This is a genomic window from Kitasatospora humi, assembly GCF_020907985.1.
In the GTDB taxonomy this organism is placed as follows: Bacteria; Actinomycetota; Actinomycetes; order Streptomycetales; family Streptomycetaceae; genus Kitasatospora; species Kitasatospora humi.
The window spans coordinates 1-17,032 of record NZ_JAJJPA010000090.1; the positions used below are offsets into that span (position 1 = coordinate 1).

At 70.8% G+C, this 17,032-nt stretch carries 15 protein-coding genes and 1 pseudogene; 7 read left to right on the forward strand and 9 right to left on the reverse strand.

From position 1 onward, the window contains the following. The first annotated feature begins 421 nt into the window (after positions 1-421). Positions 422-625, forward strand: a complete 204-nt coding sequence (locus LN042_RS35515; protein WP_230055594.1) for a hypothetical protein — start codon at positions 422-424, stop codon at positions 623-625. Between the two features lie 89 nt (positions 626-714). On the opposite strand, the gene LN042_RS35520 is transcribed toward LN042_RS35515, so the two are convergent. The 6 genes and pseudogenes from LN042_RS35520 to LN042_RS35545 form a co-directional block, all read right to left on the reverse strand. After that, positions 715-2,079, reverse strand: coding sequence for a helicase associated domain-containing protein (locus tag LN042_RS35520; protein WP_230055595.1), 1,365 nt, complete (start codon positions 2,077-2,079; stop codon positions 715-717). Beyond that, entirely contained in the window at positions 2,076-2,552 is a 477-nt protein-coding gene (locus LN042_RS37550) for a DEAD/DEAH box helicase family protein (RefSeq protein WP_230055596.1), read from the reverse strand. The genes LN042_RS35520 and LN042_RS37550 overlap by 4 nt, the downstream gene beginning before the upstream one ends. 125 nt (positions 2,553-2,677) lie before the next feature. Further along, a pseudogene (locus LN042_RS37920) lies at positions 2,678-3,229 on the reverse strand (DEAD/DEAH box helicase); the annotation flags it as partial. Continuing rightward, on the reverse strand, positions 3,127-3,384 hold the full coding sequence (locus tag LN042_RS35535; protein WP_230055597.1) for a hypothetical protein: 258 nt from the start codon (positions 3,382-3,384) through the stop codon (positions 3,127-3,129). The pseudogene LN042_RS37920 and the gene LN042_RS35535, both read right to left, overlap by 103 nt. An 83-nt stretch (positions 3,385-3,467) precedes the next feature. Continuing rightward, positions 3,468-4,166 (reverse strand): helix-turn-helix domain containing protein, encoded by a 699-nt coding sequence (locus tag LN042_RS35540; protein WP_230055598.1) that lies wholly within the window; start codon positions 4,164-4,166, stop codon positions 3,468-3,470. Beyond that, a complete protein-coding gene (locus LN042_RS35545) occupies positions 4,163-4,987 on the reverse strand; it encodes a hypothetical protein (RefSeq protein ID WP_230055599.1) in 825 nt (274 codons plus the stop codon). The genes LN042_RS35540 and LN042_RS35545 overlap by 4 nt, the downstream gene beginning before the upstream one ends. Here LN042_RS35545 and LN042_RS35550 point away from each other — a divergent pair. Beyond that, complete coding sequence (locus LN042_RS35550) at positions 4,973-6,034, forward strand: helicase associated domain-containing protein (RefSeq protein WP_230055600.1); 1,062 nt, start codon at positions 4,973-4,975, stop codon at positions 6,032-6,034. The two genes, LN042_RS35545 and LN042_RS35550, sit on opposite strands and share 15 nt — an antisense overlap. Before the next feature lie 322 nt (positions 6,035-6,356). Here the strand turns inward: LN042_RS35550 and LN042_RS35555 are convergent, their stop codons facing one another. The 3 genes from LN042_RS35555 to LN042_RS35565 all read right to left on the reverse strand — a co-directional run bounded on the left by LN042_RS35555 (position 6,357) and on the right by LN042_RS35565 (position 10,116). Beyond that, complete coding sequence (locus tag LN042_RS35555; RefSeq protein WP_230055601.1) at positions 6,357-6,893, reverse strand: hypothetical protein; 537 nt, start codon at positions 6,891-6,893, stop codon at positions 6,357-6,359. 651 nt (positions 6,894-7,544) lie between these two features. Continuing rightward, positions 7,545-8,396, reverse strand: coding sequence for a hypothetical protein (locus LN042_RS35560; protein ID WP_230055602.1), 852 nt, complete (start codon positions 8,394-8,396; stop codon positions 7,545-7,547). A 7-nt stretch (positions 8,397-8,403) separates the two neighbouring features. Then, on the reverse strand, positions 8,404-10,116 hold the full coding sequence (locus LN042_RS35565) for a hypothetical protein (protein WP_230055603.1): 1,713 nt from the start codon (positions 10,114-10,116) through the stop codon (positions 8,404-8,406). Positions 10,117-10,544: 428 nt separating this feature from the next. Between LN042_RS35565 and LN042_RS35570 the strand changes: the two genes are divergently transcribed. The 5 genes from LN042_RS35570 (at position 10,545) to LN042_RS35590 (ending at position 16,664) form a co-directional block, all read left to right on the forward strand. Next, positions 10,545-11,936: a DNA-binding protein gene (locus LN042_RS35570; RefSeq protein WP_230055604.1), complete on the forward strand. Its 1,392-nt coding sequence runs from the start codon at positions 10,545-10,547 to the stop codon at positions 11,934-11,936. 232 nt (positions 11,937-12,168) lie between these two features. Further along, positions 12,169-13,074, forward strand: coding sequence for a TnsA-like heteromeric transposase endonuclease subunit (locus tag LN042_RS35575; RefSeq protein ID WP_230055605.1), 906 nt, complete (start codon positions 12,169-12,171; stop codon positions 13,072-13,074). Continuing rightward, positions 13,071-14,630 (forward strand): TnsB C-terminal domain-containing protein, encoded by a 1,560-nt coding sequence (locus tag LN042_RS35580; protein ID WP_230055606.1) that lies wholly within the window; start codon positions 13,071-13,073, stop codon positions 14,628-14,630. Before LN042_RS35575 ends, LN042_RS35580 begins: the two co-directional genes overlap by 4 nt. Then, entirely contained in the window at positions 14,524-15,555 is a 1,032-nt protein-coding gene (locus LN042_RS35585) for a Mu transposase C-terminal domain-containing protein (RefSeq protein ID WP_230055607.1), read from the forward strand. Before LN042_RS35580 ends, LN042_RS35585 begins: the two co-directional genes overlap by 107 nt. A gap of 143 nt (positions 15,556-15,698) precedes the next feature. Next, positions 15,699-16,664 carry a TniB family NTP-binding protein gene (locus LN042_RS35590; protein ID WP_230055608.1) on the forward strand — a complete coding sequence of 322 codons (966 nt, stop codon included), beginning with the start codon at positions 15,699-15,701 and terminating at the stop codon, positions 16,662-16,664. Positions 16,665-17,032 lie beyond the last annotated feature (368 nt).

Sequence of the window (17,032 nt, forward strand, 5' to 3'; positions counted from 1 at the left end):
GCGGAGGTCGACAACGATCGACGGCCGCGGTTGGTTCGAGAGCTGATTTCAGCAAGCGTCGGGTTTCCGCGGCTGATCCGAAGGTCCCGCAGGTCAGCAGCGAGGGCATCTAGCCGCTGCTCGTACGTCGAGTCCTCGACTGGCACGGCTGCATCAACGCTCTGCGGCTCACTCACGACTTCCCCGCCCAAAGTTGTCGAAGCCCCAGGGTAAAGGCAGTAGGACCGAACAGCACCGAAAAGAGGCGAAGTTCAGCGGATAGCCGAGGCCACCACTAAAATCCGCTCCGTTACGTCCGTGTCCGCCAGGAATCGACGAGTGCCGGGCCTCTTCGTGGCAGGCGACAACGGCGCTCCTCCGCGCTGAGCTGATGGACATGACTCACACCCAGCCGTCACCGCCAGCTCCTGACACCGCCGCGATGAGCTCCACCTCCCCATTGGAAGGCGAACACGCCCTTTCGGCGCAGCCGGCCCCACCTACCCGGCTTCTCGACCTGATCGCTCTGGTGTGCCTCATAGCCGTCGCGACCACGGTCTACGTCATCGCTGGCACGAACGCCTGCGTAGTCACCAGTGTCGGCCTCGGCCTGTTCGCCACCTGGAAGTCCAACCGGCCAACTTGAAAGGATCAGCGGAAACGTCAGGCGGACTGACTCCTCGCAATCGCCGCCGGCCTCACTGCGAGGCTAGGCCGGCGGGCGTATGGCACCGGTCAGCTACTGGCTGCTTCGGCGTGCAGGGCCGCCAAGAGCGCGGTCTGCAGGTCGGTCAGCTTGCCGTCGGTGCGGGCCTTGTCCTGCTTGCGCAGCCACGCACCCGGGCGAAACGACGGGTCGTCAGCCAGGCCGGTGCGGTTGGCCGGGCCGTCCAGGGTTCCGCCAGCGGCGAGGTAGGCGAGCAGGCGGCGGTAGGAGCGGTTCCAGTCCGGCTCCAGACGCCACAGCTCATCCAGGGCGTCGAGCTTGGCGACCTGATCGGTGGTGAGGCCCGCGGCCTTGCGCTGGCGGCGCATCCACGCGCCCACCGCGTAGTCGTCGAGCTTCGCCGTGGCGGGGATGGCGAGGTGGCCGTGCTGATGGTGGAAGGCCTTCGCGTAGGCGTAGCCGCGTTCCCAGGCGTTGGCGTTCTTCGACCAGATCATGCCGAGCGCGTCCAACTCCGAGACGCGGGCGGCGTCGAGCAGGCCCTGTCCGTTGAGGTGGCGCTGGCGGGTGAGCCAGGAGACCAGCTCCGCGTGGCGGGTCTTGTCGGTGGGGTCGAGGTGACCGTGCTCGATGTGGAACCTGGCGGCGACAGCGTGCATCCGCTGCCACTCGACCGCCCGCGGATTGAACGCCCGCAGCTTCACGGTCTGGAGGATCTGTGCCGCGTGATGGCGGGCGTTGATCTTCAGCCACTCGATCGGCGACTCCACCGCCGCTGGCGACTGCTCCCCCTCGCCAGCCGTCTCAGTGGTCTCGGCCTCGGGAGCCGCCGTGGTCGTGGTGGTGTGCGCGGCGCCCTGGGAACGGCTGGCGCGCAGCTCGGTGATCCGGCCGACCACCCGGGCGTCGTGCGCGGCCAGGGCCCGCAGGACCCGCCAGATCGTGCGGAAGGAGCTGGCCTCGATCTCGGCGTCGGCCTCGGCCTTCACGGCCTCGCCGGCGTCGTGGATCTCGGCCGGGTGCGCGGTGGCGGTGTCGTCGCCGACCTCCGGCGTCGGCAGGTACACCGGGATGATGACCCAGCTGACCTTGCCCTCGCGGTAGGACTGGCGCAGAGCGCGGCCGACGGCCTGGACGATGTCGATGACGCTCGACTTCGGGTCCGCGAAGCAGATGGCGTCCACGGCGGCGACGTCGATGCCCTCCGTCAGGAGCCGGCTGTTGCAGAGGATGCCGCACTCCTCGCCGTCCTCCCCGGTGTGGGCCTTGAAGTCCGCGAATGCGGCCCGGCGGTCCTTGAGCCGGTCGGTGCCGGCCACCGCCTTCGCCCAGATCCGCTCCGGGCGCTCCGCGTCCTCCAGCAGCTCCGAGGCCTCCAGCAGGGTGCCCGCGAACTCCCGCGCCGCACTGACCCGGGAGTGGAACGTGATCACGCGGCGCAGGCCGAGGTCGGCGACCGGCTGCGCGCCTGGGAGCGCAGGTCGGCGACGGCCGGGAGGTTGAGCAGCTCGCGCAGGTCCTCGTCCGTCACCACCGGCACGAGCACGCGGTAGTCGGCGAGGTAGCCGTGCTCGATCCCCTGCCCGAGGGTCCATGTGAAGCAGACCTTGCCGTAGATCTCCTCCGAGTCCATGGAGCAGAGCACGGGCAGCGCCTGGCCGTCTGCGTCCGCGAGGTCGGCCAGGCCGTCCTTCGCCCGCCGGTCGTCCGCGATCCTGGGCGTGGCGGTGAGGTACAGCCGACGTGCGGCGGGGACCTTGGCGTCGTCGTGGATCGCGGCCCACGCCTTCCCTTCGGCGCCTGCGGTACGGTGCGCCTCGTCGACGACCACCAGGTCCCAGACCGGCAGGCCGAATTGCCGGTGGGCCTGGACGATGCGCTCCAGGCTCGCGTAGGTGGCGTACACGGTGACCGGCTGGTTGTCGGGGGCGCGTTGACCAGGTCGGTGATCCGCGGGGCCTGGGTGGTCACCTGGGCGTACACACGGCCGCCGGCCTCCGCACTCTCCAGCGCCTCCTCCCGCGAACACGCCGCCACCGCCAGGCCCCGGCGGCCGCCCCGCAGCGACCACGCTTCGGCGGTCTGCTCCAGCAACTCGATCGTCGGCACCAGCACCAGCACCCGGCCCTTCGCTGCCAGACGGCGCGCGCAGCCGGCCGCGATGAGAGTCTTGCCGGAGCCGGTCGCGGCCACCACCGTGGCGCGGCCGCCGTCCTTCACCTCGCGCACCGCGGCCGCCACAGCGTCCTTCTGGAACCAGTGCAGCGGCAGCGGGTTCACGGCGGTGCCGGACGGCTGCGCCGGGACCTGCTGGCTGGCGCGGAACGCGGCCGGCACATCCTGCCCGGCGGCGACGGCTGTGGTGGTCTCCACGTGGCGGTTCTCCTTCAGGTATCGGACGGTGCCGGAGATCTGCTGTGCGGGATGGCCGGCGTCGGGGACGAAAATGGGCGCCCGCTGTGGGGCGCCCACTCGTCCAGCTACTCGGGGGTGTTGGCGTCGCTGGCCGGCAGGTCGTGAACCTCGGTTTCGTCCGTCCAGTTGTAGACCCACTGCTTGCGGACCGTGACCCGGCTGGCCCACGGGAACAGGCCCTCGGCCATGCCGATGACTCGGCCCGCGATGGTGTCGAGTGCCGCATGGATCTTGGCACCGTGGATGTTCTTCTTCAGGCCTTGCGGCACCTCGAACTCGAAGCTGACGCGAAGAGCACGAGGTGTGCCAGTGGGCTCCGCCATGGGTGGCCCCCTTTCAGTCGTTTTCCTCAGGTTAGCCAACTCTCGCTGAAATCTCCCGAACTTCACGAAAGTTGCTCTGTCTGCTAATCGGGCACCCAGCCGCGGACTTCCAGGTAGGCGATGTCGGCGTCCTCGACGGCGCGGCCGGTCTCCACCAGCCAGGCCCGCATCGCCTCGGTGACATCGCCGTGGTGGTCGGCGACCCGCTGGGACCACTCGGCGGCGTCGAACCCGCCCGTGGACGCGGAGCCGTAGGTGCGCTCCTCGGTGCCGTCCGCGCGCGGGATGAAGCCGCGACGCAGACCCGGGGAGTCCTCGGTGGAGCCGGCCGACATCGTGTACTGGTTGGCCTTCATCCGGACAGTGAAGGCGAGGCGCCCGCCGGCCTGTCCGGTCTCGTGCACCACCGGGGCGAGGTGGCTCGCGCCGGACTTGATGGCCTGCTTGCCCGCCCGGCCGGCCATCGAGCCGCCCGCCTCGCCGACGACGTCCTTGCCCCGCACCCGGGCCTTCTGCCCGGTCTTGGTGCGGCGCCGCTCCACGTTCTCCTGGGCGACGGCGCCGAGCGCCTCGGTGTCGCGCTCGCCGCCCCGCACCGCCCGGACGACCTGGCGCAGTGCACCGACGAACGCCTTGCCCTTGCCCTTGGTGAAGAACTGCGAGACCAGGCTCGTGTCGCGGCCGAGCATCTTGGCGACCTGCCGCTTGCTGTAGCCCCGGTCCAGCAGCTCCTGCGTCAGGCGAGCGGCCTCGTTCGGGTTGTTCGGGTCGGCCGGGCTCACTGGTCAGCTCCCTTCTCGGCGAGTTCGGCGCGGCCCAGGCCGCGCAGCTTGAGGTACTGCTCCTGGCTGGTCGGGTGCTCCACCGGGCCGGTGAGGTGGCCCTTGAGGAGGTAGTCGCCGACCTCGCCCCGGTAGGGCCAGGGCTGGCGCTCGGTCAGCGCGATGCCGTCGGTGCCGAAGTACACGACCGTGCCGGGCTTCGCGTGCAGGGCGCCGGCGTGGCCGATGACCTCCTTGCCCTGCCGGTACTTCATGTCCAGCAGCGCCGCCCGGGCCCCCGACCACACGTACGCGGCCCACTCGGGGTGGGCGTAGGGATCGCGGGAGAAGCCGGCCTGCCGCTGCCACGTCACCACCTGGTCGTCTTGGCCCAGGATCTCGACCCCGGCCGGGAGCGCCTCGCCGAGCGGGGTGGTGCCGGAGACCAGGCGCGGGCGCTGGGCGAAGCCGCCGAGGCCGAACAGCAGCACCGACCGAACGGCCCGGGAAGGGAGGTAGGCGGCGGTGCGCTGGCGCTCGTCGCCGTGCAGCTTCGACAGGTTGGTCAGGTCCGCCCACGCGGCCTTGAGGCGCTTGCCCCACTCGTCCAGCGGCTTGCCGTTGTCGAAGAGCAGCCCGCCGAGGACCTCGACCTTCCACGGCATCAGGTGGTTGGACAGCGCCAGGTGGACCTCCGCGCCGCCCGCCCACGTCGTGAAGGTGGTGCCGGGCTCGGACGGGTAGACCCAGGCCCGGTCACCGGTGACCGGGGCCGGGAGGAGGCCGACGTGGTTCCAGCCGGCCGGGACGGTCACCCGCACGTTCCAGTGCGAGCACGTCATCAGCGCCTGCCGCAGTCCGAGGCCCGCCCCCCGAGGGAGCCCAAGCACGCCGGGGAGCCGCAGGAGCGCCGCTCGGCGGCCGGGGAGGCGCAGCTGCTCCAGTTCTCCACCCAGCGCGACCCGGCGGTGATCGCGGCGTTCATCCGCACCCGGGTGCTGGAGCCGGAGCGGGCGGAGTTCCGGCGGGGCTTGGAGGAGCTGCTCGCGTACCGGGAGAAGTTCGGGGACGTGAAGGTGCCGTACGCCTATGTCGCGCCGTCCGGGCACCGGCTCGGGGGGTGGGTGGCCGACCAGCGCCGCTACAAGGCCGCCGACGTCCTCGACCCGGAGCGCGTCCAGGAGCTGGACGAGCTCGGGATGGTGTGGTCCGCGTTCGACACCGCCTTCACCGACAACCTCACCGCGGTCGCCGGGTACGCGGCCGAGCACGGCCACGCCTGCCCGCCGGCCGAGGCGGTCTGGGGCGGGCGCCCGGTCGGGACCATCATGAAGAACCTGCGCACCGCGCAGCGGCGCACCGAAGCCCTGGAGCGCCGGGCCGAGGCCGGCGAGACCGGGCTGGACTGGACCGGGGCGCTGAGCGCCGACCGGAAGGCGGCGCTGGACGCGATCGACCCGGCGTGGTGCCCGGCCTGGTCGGTGGAGTGGCAGCGCTGCTTCGCCCTGGCCTGGCGCCACGTCAAGGACGGCGGCACGCTCGCCGATGCCGAGCCGGGCAGCGTCGTCGTCCAGGGCGAAGACCTCGCCGGATGGGGCCGCGCGCAGCAGGTCGGCTGGGACAAGCTCAGCCCGGCCCAGCAGTGGGCGCTGGAGCACGTCCTCGGAATCGAGAAGGAGCGGCGCAACCTGGCCGCCGCCGCGCAGTACCGGGCCCGTGAGGGCCACCTGAATGTCCCCCGCAAGCACAAGGAGACCCTGGAGCTGGACGACGGCACCACGGCGCAGATCAGCCTGGGCCTGTTCATCGCCAACAGCCGCAGCCGGCGCGCCGACATCCCCACCACCCGCACCGAACGCCTCACCGAACTCGGGATGCGCTGGGAGTAGGCGGGCGGCCGGGCCGGGCTGTTCAGGGTGCAACGCGGCCACTGCAACACGACCCGGCCGCCCGCCAGGAGAGACAAAGTTCCAGGTCAGGGGTGCAACACGAGCCTCTCGCACGGCAGCGCGTTGCACCTCGCGTTGCACTCGGCGGACGGTCGGGATGCGCAGAGAGCCGCCCGGCACCATGGCGCCACCCACGGGGCCACACCTCCGCGCCGGCCCTTCGCTGCGCCAATGGCCGGAGATCGGCATGCGCCCACCCGACCAATCCGGTCCAGCTCGAGAATCGAGCTGGCCGCCGGTCCGGTCACGCCGCCGGACCGTGTTACGACTCGCCAGCAGGAGTCTGGGTGCTCGCCTGTACTTGGACACTAGGCGAGGTGGACTCCCTTCTTATGGCATTAATCTTCCTGAATGTCTCTACGAAGACGCGGAAGATCCCCTCCAACGTGAGAATGATGACAGCGACCACAGTGACTCCGTATGAGACTTGCACCAACTCCGGATCGGGACCGTGATTCTCAGTCCCCTGCCAACGCAAGACTCCGATCACGACTCCGAGCAACTCCCAGCAGATCACGAGCCACGTGACCGAAGCGAGGAAAGGGAGTATCACAGCTGGAGAGCGCGGGATTGAGAGCACCTGGAACAGCAACCGTCTGAGGGCTCGGTTCCGCTCCGGGTTTTCTTCTTGACTTTCCGGCGCCTCTCCAAACAGATCCCGATTGCGGTCGATGAAGCGGCGGAGTTCGACCTCCATCGAGGTGAATGCTCTCTTCATCAGAGTGGCGTACTGAACGGTTCCCACGAGTAAGATCGCGGCATCAAGCGAAATAATGAGCGAGGCATAGTTGTCGTTCATTGCCCAGGCCACAGTTCCCCCAATGCTACGTCATCTCCACCTGCCAGAAGCGGAGTTGATGGCCACTCACGCTTCTGTAGGCCCCCTCTGCCGAAGCGTAGCCTCGGTCTCGGCGGCTGGCGAGCCGGTGTCCCAAGCGATCGGCCTTCACCAGACAACTATTTCGGTTTCTGCCCGTGGACTGGTTCTTGATGCAAGCTTGTGGGCAACGCGCGAGGCCGCTCTGGTGCAGTGCCCGGCCACAGCAGGCCTGGGTCCATGCGGCCGTGGCAGTGCTGCGATACCAGCGCGCAGGCCACCAGCGTCCGAAGCCCGGCCGCCGGTGGCGACAGCTGGAGAGCCTGGGAGCGTGGGGGCGGTGGCACCCGGAGTCGGTGCACGCGCAGTCACCGCTTCGCGCGACGAGGAGCGCACCGTCTCGCGCGGCGCGGGACGCGCGGCGCGGGACGCGCGGCGCGGGACGCGCGGCGCGGGACGCGCGGCGCGGTCCGTGGGGTTCGGTCGCGCCGATGGCTGCTGTCGCGCGCAGCTGTCGCGCCGCGGCCAGGCACGGGGGTAAGCGTCTATCCGCGCAGGTCACAGGGCACGACAGCACCCCAACGCGGCAAGGGGTCGCGACAACCCCCACGACAGCCTCGCGGGGGTCGGCACTCACGCGGCGCGGTCCTTCACCGGGTAGAGCTTGGCGTGCAGCACCCGCACGTCCCACCACGGATCGTCCGGGGCGGAGAGCAGCGCGGCGACCTGCTCGCGCTTGGTCGGGGCGGGCAGCACCAGCGGCCCCAGTTTCTTCGCCTCCCGGTCGGCAACGCACTGCGGGCACTCCAGCCGGTCGGGGCCGGCCTTCTCGGTCAGCTCCAGCTTCGAGTTCTCCTTCCCGCCGATCGATCCCCGGCACGTCCAGCACGGGCGCAGCTTCGCGTTCGCAGCGCGGGCCGCCTCCAGCCGCTCCTGGGCCTCCCGTTCCAGGCGCTCCTCGTGGTCCTGGTGGCAGGACCAGCAACGGCTACCCCGGCGGCGGGTCCACTCCACCTGTCCCTGGCGGCCGTACTCCCAGGTGCTCTCCTCCTCGGGAACGTCGCCGCAGTCGATGCAGACCAGGGTGTCCATCAGCTCCTGGTGGATCCGTTGCTGCTCGTCCTCGCGGGCGGCCTGGCGCAGGTCATAGGCGGCCCGGTTGTTCGGGTTCTCCAGCGCCTCGGTGAGGGGGTGCCGGCCGGAGCGGCCGAAGCGCCACCACACCGGCCCGAGCGGCCCGTGCTCGGCCAGCAACTCCAGGGTGGTCGCCACGATGGGCACGGCGTCGTCGTACTCGCGCCACCCGTCGTCGTTGTAGTCGCGGACCTCCCTGCGCCACCGGCCGCGCCAGCAGTCGGCGGACAGGTCCGCGACGGCCTGCTGCCGGTTGGCCAGCGCGACCGGCCCGGCGTCGGTGACGACCAGGGCGACCGGCGGGTACCCGGGCCGGGTGTGACCGGGCCAGGCCCGGCGCCACCAGTGCACCGTCCGGTCAGCCGACTCCCGGTCCGCGAGCCTCGCTGGCCCCGGTGGGAGGCACCAGGCGGATAACGGCGGTGTCGTCATCTGCTGGCTCCAGCACGGCCGACTGGCCCGGGACAGCGGGAGCAGTGAGACGGGCAGAGGCCAGGCACACCTGCTTGGTGCCGAGTTCGATCCTCTCCCCCGCGATCTCCACGATCAGCGGGGTGTGCATGACCACCGCTCCGGTGATCATGGTCTGTAGCTCCGGCGGCAGATCCTCGGAGACGGTCAGCGAGATCGAGTCCCACGTCCCATGGATCTCTTCGCCCCTGAGGAGGCGTCCGGCCTCCACCCATGGCTCGATCATGGCGACCGGCTCGCCCATGATGGAAGGCATGCGGATCGCGCGCCCCCGAGCCCGCTGGATCTCCAGCAGTGCCTCGACGACCTTCAACAACGGCAGCGTTCCCTCTTCAATCGGCAGATCGATCGGGATCCACTGCACGGGAGCTGGCTGGTAGGGGTTGACCATGGCCATCCGGTTCGGGTGTCCCCAGTGTGCCCTCAGCTGAAAGGCCGGTAGCAGGTCCTCCAGCCGCCTACCGGTTGTCTCCCGAAGCGAGATCGAGAACACCATCGTTTGCTTCAGAAAGTCGAGCTTAAGCGTCACATCGATCACGCCCAGAGTATCTGCGCCGTGCATCTGGCCGCTTGATGCAGAGTTCATGCCTCGTGTGACCGAGTCGAACACCACCGGAACGGACGCCAACTCGTCACCGTCCGGGTCTGTGACGACCAGCCGGACTTCGTGCGGGCTCTGCAGGGGTTGGCGCTGTGCAGTTATTCGAACTCCGCCGTTGGTGAACGGCTCGGGAGAGAGTCCGCCAGGCAGGTCCATCGTCAGCGCAACACCCGACTCCACGACGAGCTCAGTGCCGAAGTTGATGAAGCTTTCGACCTGCTCCCTGAGCCCACTGTCCGGAGGAACAGTGAAGCTCACCTGGAGGGGAATCTCTCGAACCAATGGGGCGTCGTTGAACCGTGCCCGGACAGCGATCGTCACGAATACGTCCGAAGCCAGCTGCTCCTGTCGGGCCGCCACAAGCATGTCCTCGTTGATCGAGGAGTACGGCATCTCCTGGGTAGTGACGTGAAGGTCGTAGGAGTAGTGCGGATCGTGGTCGTTGATCCGACTGGCCAGAGCTTTCAGGGTGGCCGTGGCGTCCGCAGCACATAGGGGCCTGTCGCCGCCGCTGTGCAACAGGGTCATGAAGTCCCGGGTTGCTGCGGCGAGGCGGTCAGCACCGTCCTGGCAGTAGTAGTCGACGACTTCGGGGAACTTGGCGGCGAGTCCGTCGACGAACTGGATTCCCTTCCAGCCTGGGATGACTTCGGGGGGGCCGGCCAGGCCCCGGAGCCACTTCCGGTTCTCCTTCGTGGGGTCGAGTGGAGTTACGAGGTCCCACTTGCTCACCTTGAGGCTGTTCTCACGGCTGAAGGTGATGAGCCGAGTCAGCGACTTCTTGATCTGCGTCTTCTGAGATGCTGTCAGGTTCTGGGCGAATTTCTTCACCTGCAGGATCCAGTATGTGCCGTCAGCTTGCGGGACCAGGAGGTCGATGCCGCCGTCACCTCGGGAGGGACGGATCCGCTCGCTGTCGGGGTACTCGCGTGACACCAGGATCGCCACGAGCTCTTCGATCTCGTCCCCGCTCATCCGGGTCCATTCAATGCGCGCCATACGAACACCGTAGAGCTGGCCACTGCCATCGCGCGGGTTCGATGCTGCCGCTCCGGCATCCGCACCCTCGCGCCGTACTCGGAGCTACCGCCCTTGCCCGCATCCCTGGTCGCAATTGACGCACACCCTTCCTGGGCGATGCCGTGGGGGAGGGTCATACTCGACAGCTCATGGAAATACGACCACGGCCTGGCCGCTCCTCCAGGCTGGCGCCTTCGACGGCGACGTCGAGCGCGCGAAGCAGGCCTACGACGCTCTCGTCAGCTGGCGGCAGCAGTACCACCCCCGCTGACATGAGGAGGACCGCACCGGAACGTCGGTGCAATGGCCGCCATGAGCCAGGCGTTGGCTGTGCTGGCCGCCAAGTCGATGGTGGCGGGTAGGTGGAACTGCCTCCAGGTTCTGCTGTTCTCCGCGAGGCTGTGCGCATGGTTTCCGTGGTCTTCCGTGTCTCTCCGATCGCCAGGGAGACGACCTTCTCGTTGGTCGGACGGGTCGCTGCCCGCTACGGCCTGGACGACACTGCTGTGCTGACGCAGTGGCAGTGGCGCGGCCACCGCCCCCGACACGAGGGCGGTGCGCTGCGGGCGGACGCCGAAATGCTGCTGGATGCAGCCGGGCGGCGGATGCTGGCCGGGTTGTGCGGGGTCGGCGAGCAGGAGCTGGGGCGGGCGTTGCCGGCGTGGGGACGGGACGACGAGAAGCTGACCGCGGGACCGGGCGGGGGCGGTCCTCGGGCCGTGTGGCGGGTGGGCGGTGCGGTAGTGGGACCGGTTGCGTTCGGGTGCCGCTCATGCACGGCCCGGCGGACCGGAGCACCGGCCCGGGTGGTGCGGTACGCGCAGCGGTGGGAGCGGGTCTGCGTGCGGCACGGGCAGTGGCTGCTGGACGCGGACGCGGACCAGGCGTTGGAGTTCCTGGACCTGCGCGCCGTGCCCGAGTTGGCGCAGGCGCAGCGGCGGTGGGCGCGGGTGGCTCAGCGAGCGGTGCGGGCGGGTGTGGGGCCCGGCGAGGTGTTCGGTGTGGCGTGGGCGGTGGTGTGCCGGTGGTGGGATGTGGCGTTGGGGTGGCAGGAGGAGCGGGTGTGGCCGGCGCGGCTGCACGCCCTGGCGGGTGGAGACGCGGGTGGGGATTTTTGGCGGTGGCGGGCGGTGGCGCGGGACGCGGCGGTCTTCCCGGAGGTGGTGGAGGTCGCGCGGGCGCTGCTGGATCCGGAGATGGCCGAGCTGGTGTGGCTCGACGGTGGGGCCGGGCGGCCCCGGGCGCTGCCGGCGGACGGGGCGTTCTGCCAGCGGCTGGGCGAGCGGGTCGGGCGCCCGTGGTTGGGGCCGCTGGCCGCGGTCGACTTCGGCGGGCCGCTGATCGCCTGGATGGGCGCGGTGATCCGTCGGCGCCGCGGCGTGGCCGTGCCGCCCGGTTACCGGGACGATCTGTGGTGGGTACGCCGTGAACTCCAGCCGCCGAGCATGGCCGCGCAGCTGCGGGCGCTGACGAAGGAAGCGAGGCTGCCGGGGTCGGGGACGGTGTGGCGCTCGGCGGTGGCGCCGGAGCAGCGGATGCTGATCGGCACCTTGCTGGACGACGCCGAGGAGCAGCTGCTGCAGTTGCGCGGGGCGCAGCGGGGCAGCAGTGCGGAGGCGGCGGAGCGGCTGTTGAAGGGGATCGGCTCTGCGGCCGGCCGGTTGCGGGAGGCGTTGCGGGAGGTGGTGCAGGCGGCGGTGGAGGCTGGGGTGCGGGTCGAGGATGTGGCCGCGTGGGCGGGGCTGTCACCGGACGCGCTCGTCGAAGTGCTCGGGGCCGGTGGCGGGACGGTGCGGTAGAGGGTTCGGCGGGTTGATGGGGGCGCCTCGGTGGGTCCCACATGCGGGCCGGGTGTGGAGCAGCGCTGGTGTGGGCGTGCCGGGCTTGGGCTCGGCCGGTGGGGTGTGGGCTCGGGTGAGAACGTGGGTGGGCGTGGAGTGCTCTACCGCACTGGGTCACGGGGTGGGGCGGGAACGGGGAAAGCCGTCCGCGGGGGCGTGTGTGGCGGGTTGGCTGAGAACCGTGAGCGGCATGAACAGTGCAGGCGCTGCTGGTGGCCCGGGTCGGCGGGGTGGGTCATCAAGCGAGGTGGACGTGGACCGGCGGGCGGGGTTCGAGGCCGTGTTCCTCGACCCGTTCGGGCGGGAGGTGCAGCAGCGGTGGGCGGACGCCGCGTTGGCCGTGGCCTTCGAGGACCTGGACCCGGTCTCGGCGTTCCCGGTGCCGCCGGGACGACGGTGGGGACCTGGGCTGTGGTGGTCGGGGATGGCCGGAAGGCACGTGGTGGCCGGGTCGAACGCGATGCGCGCCCAGCTGATGGTCCTGGACCGCGACCCGCAGGTGACAGGGTTGGCGGGGCGGCCGGTCCGGCTGGTGTGGCGCGACGGGCGGGGCATGGTGCGCTCGTGGGTGCCGCAGCTGTTCGCCCGCTACGCGGACGGCACCGCGTTGCTGGCCGACTGCCCCAGCCACATGGAGGCGGGCGGCGAGCGGGCGCAGCGGGCTGGTGCTGCGGTGGCGGCGGCGTGTGAGGAGGTCGGGTGGCGTTACCGGCGTCTGGAGCCGCTGGAGCCGGTGCTGGGGGCGAATCTGAGGTGGCTGGCCGGTTACCGGCATCCGCGCAACCAGGGCCGGCCCGGTCTGATGGCCGCGGTCCTGCAGGCGTTCGCCGCGCCAAGGCCAATGATCGAGGGCGTGGAGGCGGTCGGCGACCCGGTCGAGGTCATGCCCGTGGTCCTCCACGCCCTGTGGCGCGGTGATCTGACGGCGCCTCTCGACGTCCCGCTGCACGAACGGGTCCCGGTCGGACCGGCCGGTGTTCCCGCCAGGCACGCGGGCTCCGGGCGCGGGCCGGGTGGGGGCGCGGGGGACGAGTCGTCGGTGCGGGGCACAGACGGTAGCGCGAATTCGCGCCGGGTGGAGGGCGAGGAACGGTGAGCAAGGTGGCGCGTCAGGGCGGGCGGCCGGTGGTGGGGATCGGCGGGCACGTCGACTTCCGGGGCGTGCGCTGGCAGGTGGTGGCGCTGTCCGGGCAGCGGGTCCATCTGGCCGCCGGCGGCGAGCAGGACACGGTGGTACTGGCCGGCTACCTGTTCGCGGATCCTTCCTTCGCCCTGGCCGGTTCCGGGCAGGGACCGGTCGCGGACGCGGCGCCGCAGTGGGGCCTGTTCGAGACCGCGCCCGCCGCGGCCCAGGAGCGCGCTCTGGCGTGGCTGCGGCACATCCGGGAGGTGGAGACCGGGCATCCCGACGGCGCCACCGCGGGCTACGTGGTCAACGAGCGCTACGACCCCGCCCGGTACACGCTCGCGCAGCGGGAACAGGCCAAGGCCGAGGAGCTCACCGCGATCGGCTTCAAGAAAGTGTCCCGCACCACGGTGCAGAAGATGCGCCTCGACTACCGCAAGCACGGCCTGTGGGGGCTGGTGGACCACCGCACCACCCGCACTTCGGTGCCGGCCGGGCGCACCGACGAGCGGGTGGTGGACGCGGTGAAGGAGGCGATCCGGCGCCGACGCGGCCGTTCCAAGGGCACGGTCAAGGCCCTGTTCCCGGTGGCGGCAAGGATCCTTGCCGAGCGCCACGGCGAGGAGGTGGCGACGTGCTCGCAGGCAACCTTCTACCGACTGGTCGCCGCCCTCACCGACCCGCGCGAGGACATCCACGGCCGCGGAGACGGCGTCCCCGGGCCCCGGGAAGGGCGGGCGTTCACCCCGACCGTGGCGCTGCGCCTGGGCGAGCAGGTCCAGATCGACACCACCCGCCTCGACGTCCTCGCGGTCTTCGACGACGGCACCCTGGGCCGTCCGGAGCTGACGATCGCCATCGACGTCGCCACCCGCGCCATCCTCGCCGCCGTCCTGCGCCCGCACAGCACCAAGGCCGTCGACGCGGCGCTGCTGCTCGCAGAGATGGCCACCCCGCACCCCGCCCGACCATCCTGGCCCGACGCTCGCTTCGACCGCTCGCCCCTGCTGCACCGGGATGCGCTGATCGCCGCCGACGAGCGCCTGGCCCAGGCCGCGGCCCGCCCCGTCGTGGTGCCGGAGACGATCGTGGTGGACCGCGGGAAGGTCTACCTGTCTGAGACGTTCACCGCCGCCTGCCGCACCCTGGGCATCAGCGTCCAGCCCGCCCCGCCCCACACCCCCACCGCCAAGGGCATCGTCGAGAGGACCTTCGGCTCCCTCAACACCCTGCTGTGGCAGCACGTGCCCGGCTACACCGGACCGAACGTCACCCAGCGCGGCCGCGACGTCGAGAAGCACGCCTGCTACAGCGTCCCCCAACTGCAGGACATCCTCGACGAATGGCTCGTCCACTGGCACCACCGCCCCCCACCAGGGCCTGCGCCACCCGGCCCTGCCCAAGGTGCAGTTGACGCCGATGCAGATGTGGGACGCGCTGGTCGCCGTCGCCGGCCACGTCCCCCTCCCCTTCACCGGCCGGGACTACCTCGAACTGCTGCCAGTGCGCTGGCTTGCGGTCCATGACCACGGGATCCGACTCGAGCAGCGCACCTACGACGCCGAACTGCTCGGCCCCTGGCTCGGCCAACCCTCGACCATCAGTGCCCGGGGCGGGCGGTGGGAGGTCCACCACAACCCCCACGACCTGCGCCAGATCTGGATCCGCCGCCACGGCCACGATCACCTGGTGGAGATCCCATGGATCCACCGCGACCACGTCCACCAGCCCTTCGACGACCGCACCTGGCACCACCTGCGCACCACCTTCACCCACCGCTCCCACAGCCCGGACCACCGCGAAGCCGACCTCGCCCACGCCCTGGACGACCTCCAACGCCGCGCCACCTCCGGAGCTGCTACCCGCACCGAGCAAGCCGTCCTCACCCGTGCCATGCCCGCCCGCATCCCCCACCCCGCACCAAGCCCCCGCACCGGCATGGGGCCCGCACCGCACACAACCAGCAGCTCGCCCGCACCTGGTGGTACTGCCGAGACCGCCGAGACCGCCACGGTCGGGGCGCAGCGGACGAACGCGCCGCGGTCCTGGGCACGGCCACCCGCCGCCGGCAGCCACCCGAGCACTCCCGCCCGCACCCGAGATGGCACAGGCACTGTTCCCACAGGCGGCCCGGACAGCGACGGTCCCGACGACGACGCGGACAGCCTCTTCGACCCCGACGACACCGAGTACGGCTTCGACCCAGACGACCCATGGCCCGACGACGCCGAGAGCGACGCAGGCGCCGACGACAATGGCGACAACGGCGAGGACCGCTGGGGCGAACCTCGCCAAGGGAACCGGACCGACCAGGAGCAGGACGTGGAAGACGTGGAAGACCCCGACGACGACGGCTGGGACGACGACACCGACCCGGACCGCCGCTCCCCCGCCCCGCCCTACACCGGCCTCGGCCTGTGGGACGCGCACACGGAAGCCGAACTGTGGTGAACACCCACCAGGCGCACACCCCGGCCCTCCCCGGCCCCCTCATGGCTGTGCCGGGCGCCGGACTGGCAGCCGCCGCGGCATCGCCGGACGCGGGCGGCCCGGCCCGGCCGGCGGGGACCGGGGAGGCGCCGTCGCCGTACGCGGTGGATACCTGGCACGGCTTCGCCCGGTTCGCCACCGCGCCCGCGCCCGCACCACCGGCCCCCGGAGGGCCCGAACGTGGCGTGGAGGAACGCCTGGCGTACTACTCGCAGTTCGTGACCGTGCGCACCCCCGCGATCGACTCCCTCGCGCTCAGCGTCCGGCGGCTGATGCTGCTCGGCAGGTATCAGCGCACCACCGCCCGCCCGAGCCTGATCCTCACCGGCCCCGCCGCCACGGGCAAGACCACCGCGCTGCTCGAAGTCGGCCGTGCCTGCCACCTCGCCCACCACCGCCAACACCCGAGCGTGCCGGGCAACGCCCACCCCGTCGTACCAGTCGCCTACGTGCTCGTCCCCGCCGGGGCCAGCGCCAAGACCCTCACCGCCCAGTTCGCCCGCTACCTCGGCATCCCCACCACCACCCGCATGACCCAGGCCCAGCTGATGCAGGCCGTCACCCACACCTACAACACCGTCGGGGTCCGCCTGGTGCTGATCGACGAGATCCACCGCCTCAACCCCCGCACCACCACCGGCGCCGAAACCGCCAACCTCTTGAAGGACCTGACCGAGCAAATCGGCGCCACGTTCGTCTACGCCGGCATCGACGTCACCACCACCGCGCTGTTCACCGGCGTTCGTGGTGCCCAACTCGCCGCCCGCGCCTCCCTTATCGAAACCGGCTCCCTCCCCGCCCGCCTCGGCACCCGCCGGCCCTTCACCGACCTCGTGACCGACCTCGAAGCCGCACTCGACCTCCAACACCACCGCCCCGGCACACTCCCCCGCCACGCGCCGTATCTTCACCAACGCACCGCAGGACGCATCGGCAGCCTCACCCGCCTCATCCGCGAAGCCGCCCAAACCGCCATCCTCGACGGCACCGAACGCCTCACCAAAGCCGGCCTGGACGCCGTGCGACTGGACCACCAAGCCGAAACCCACCACCGCCCCCGCGGGCACTGACCTTGTCCACGGGCACACCCACCCGTGGCCACACACCGAATGAGAACACACCAGACTCACCGAGAACACGGCACACCAGACCACCACCGGCCCGGTACCGCACCCCCCGGGACGTCCACCACCAGCAGATCCCAGCACCCGGACGAGAACACCGCACACTCGCTGAGAACACCGCCAAAACGGTCCCAGGCCGTCCAATGAACCCCGCCACTGAAGCTGGAAACACACCCACGACCGCAAGCCAAAACCACCCTGAACTGGGAAAACACCAAAACAGCCTTTAGAAGCCGTTGTCTTTCCGATAGTGACGGGTGCGTTTCCGCTGGTCAGGCATAGGGGAGTGTCATGAATTAGGTGGAAACCTGGAT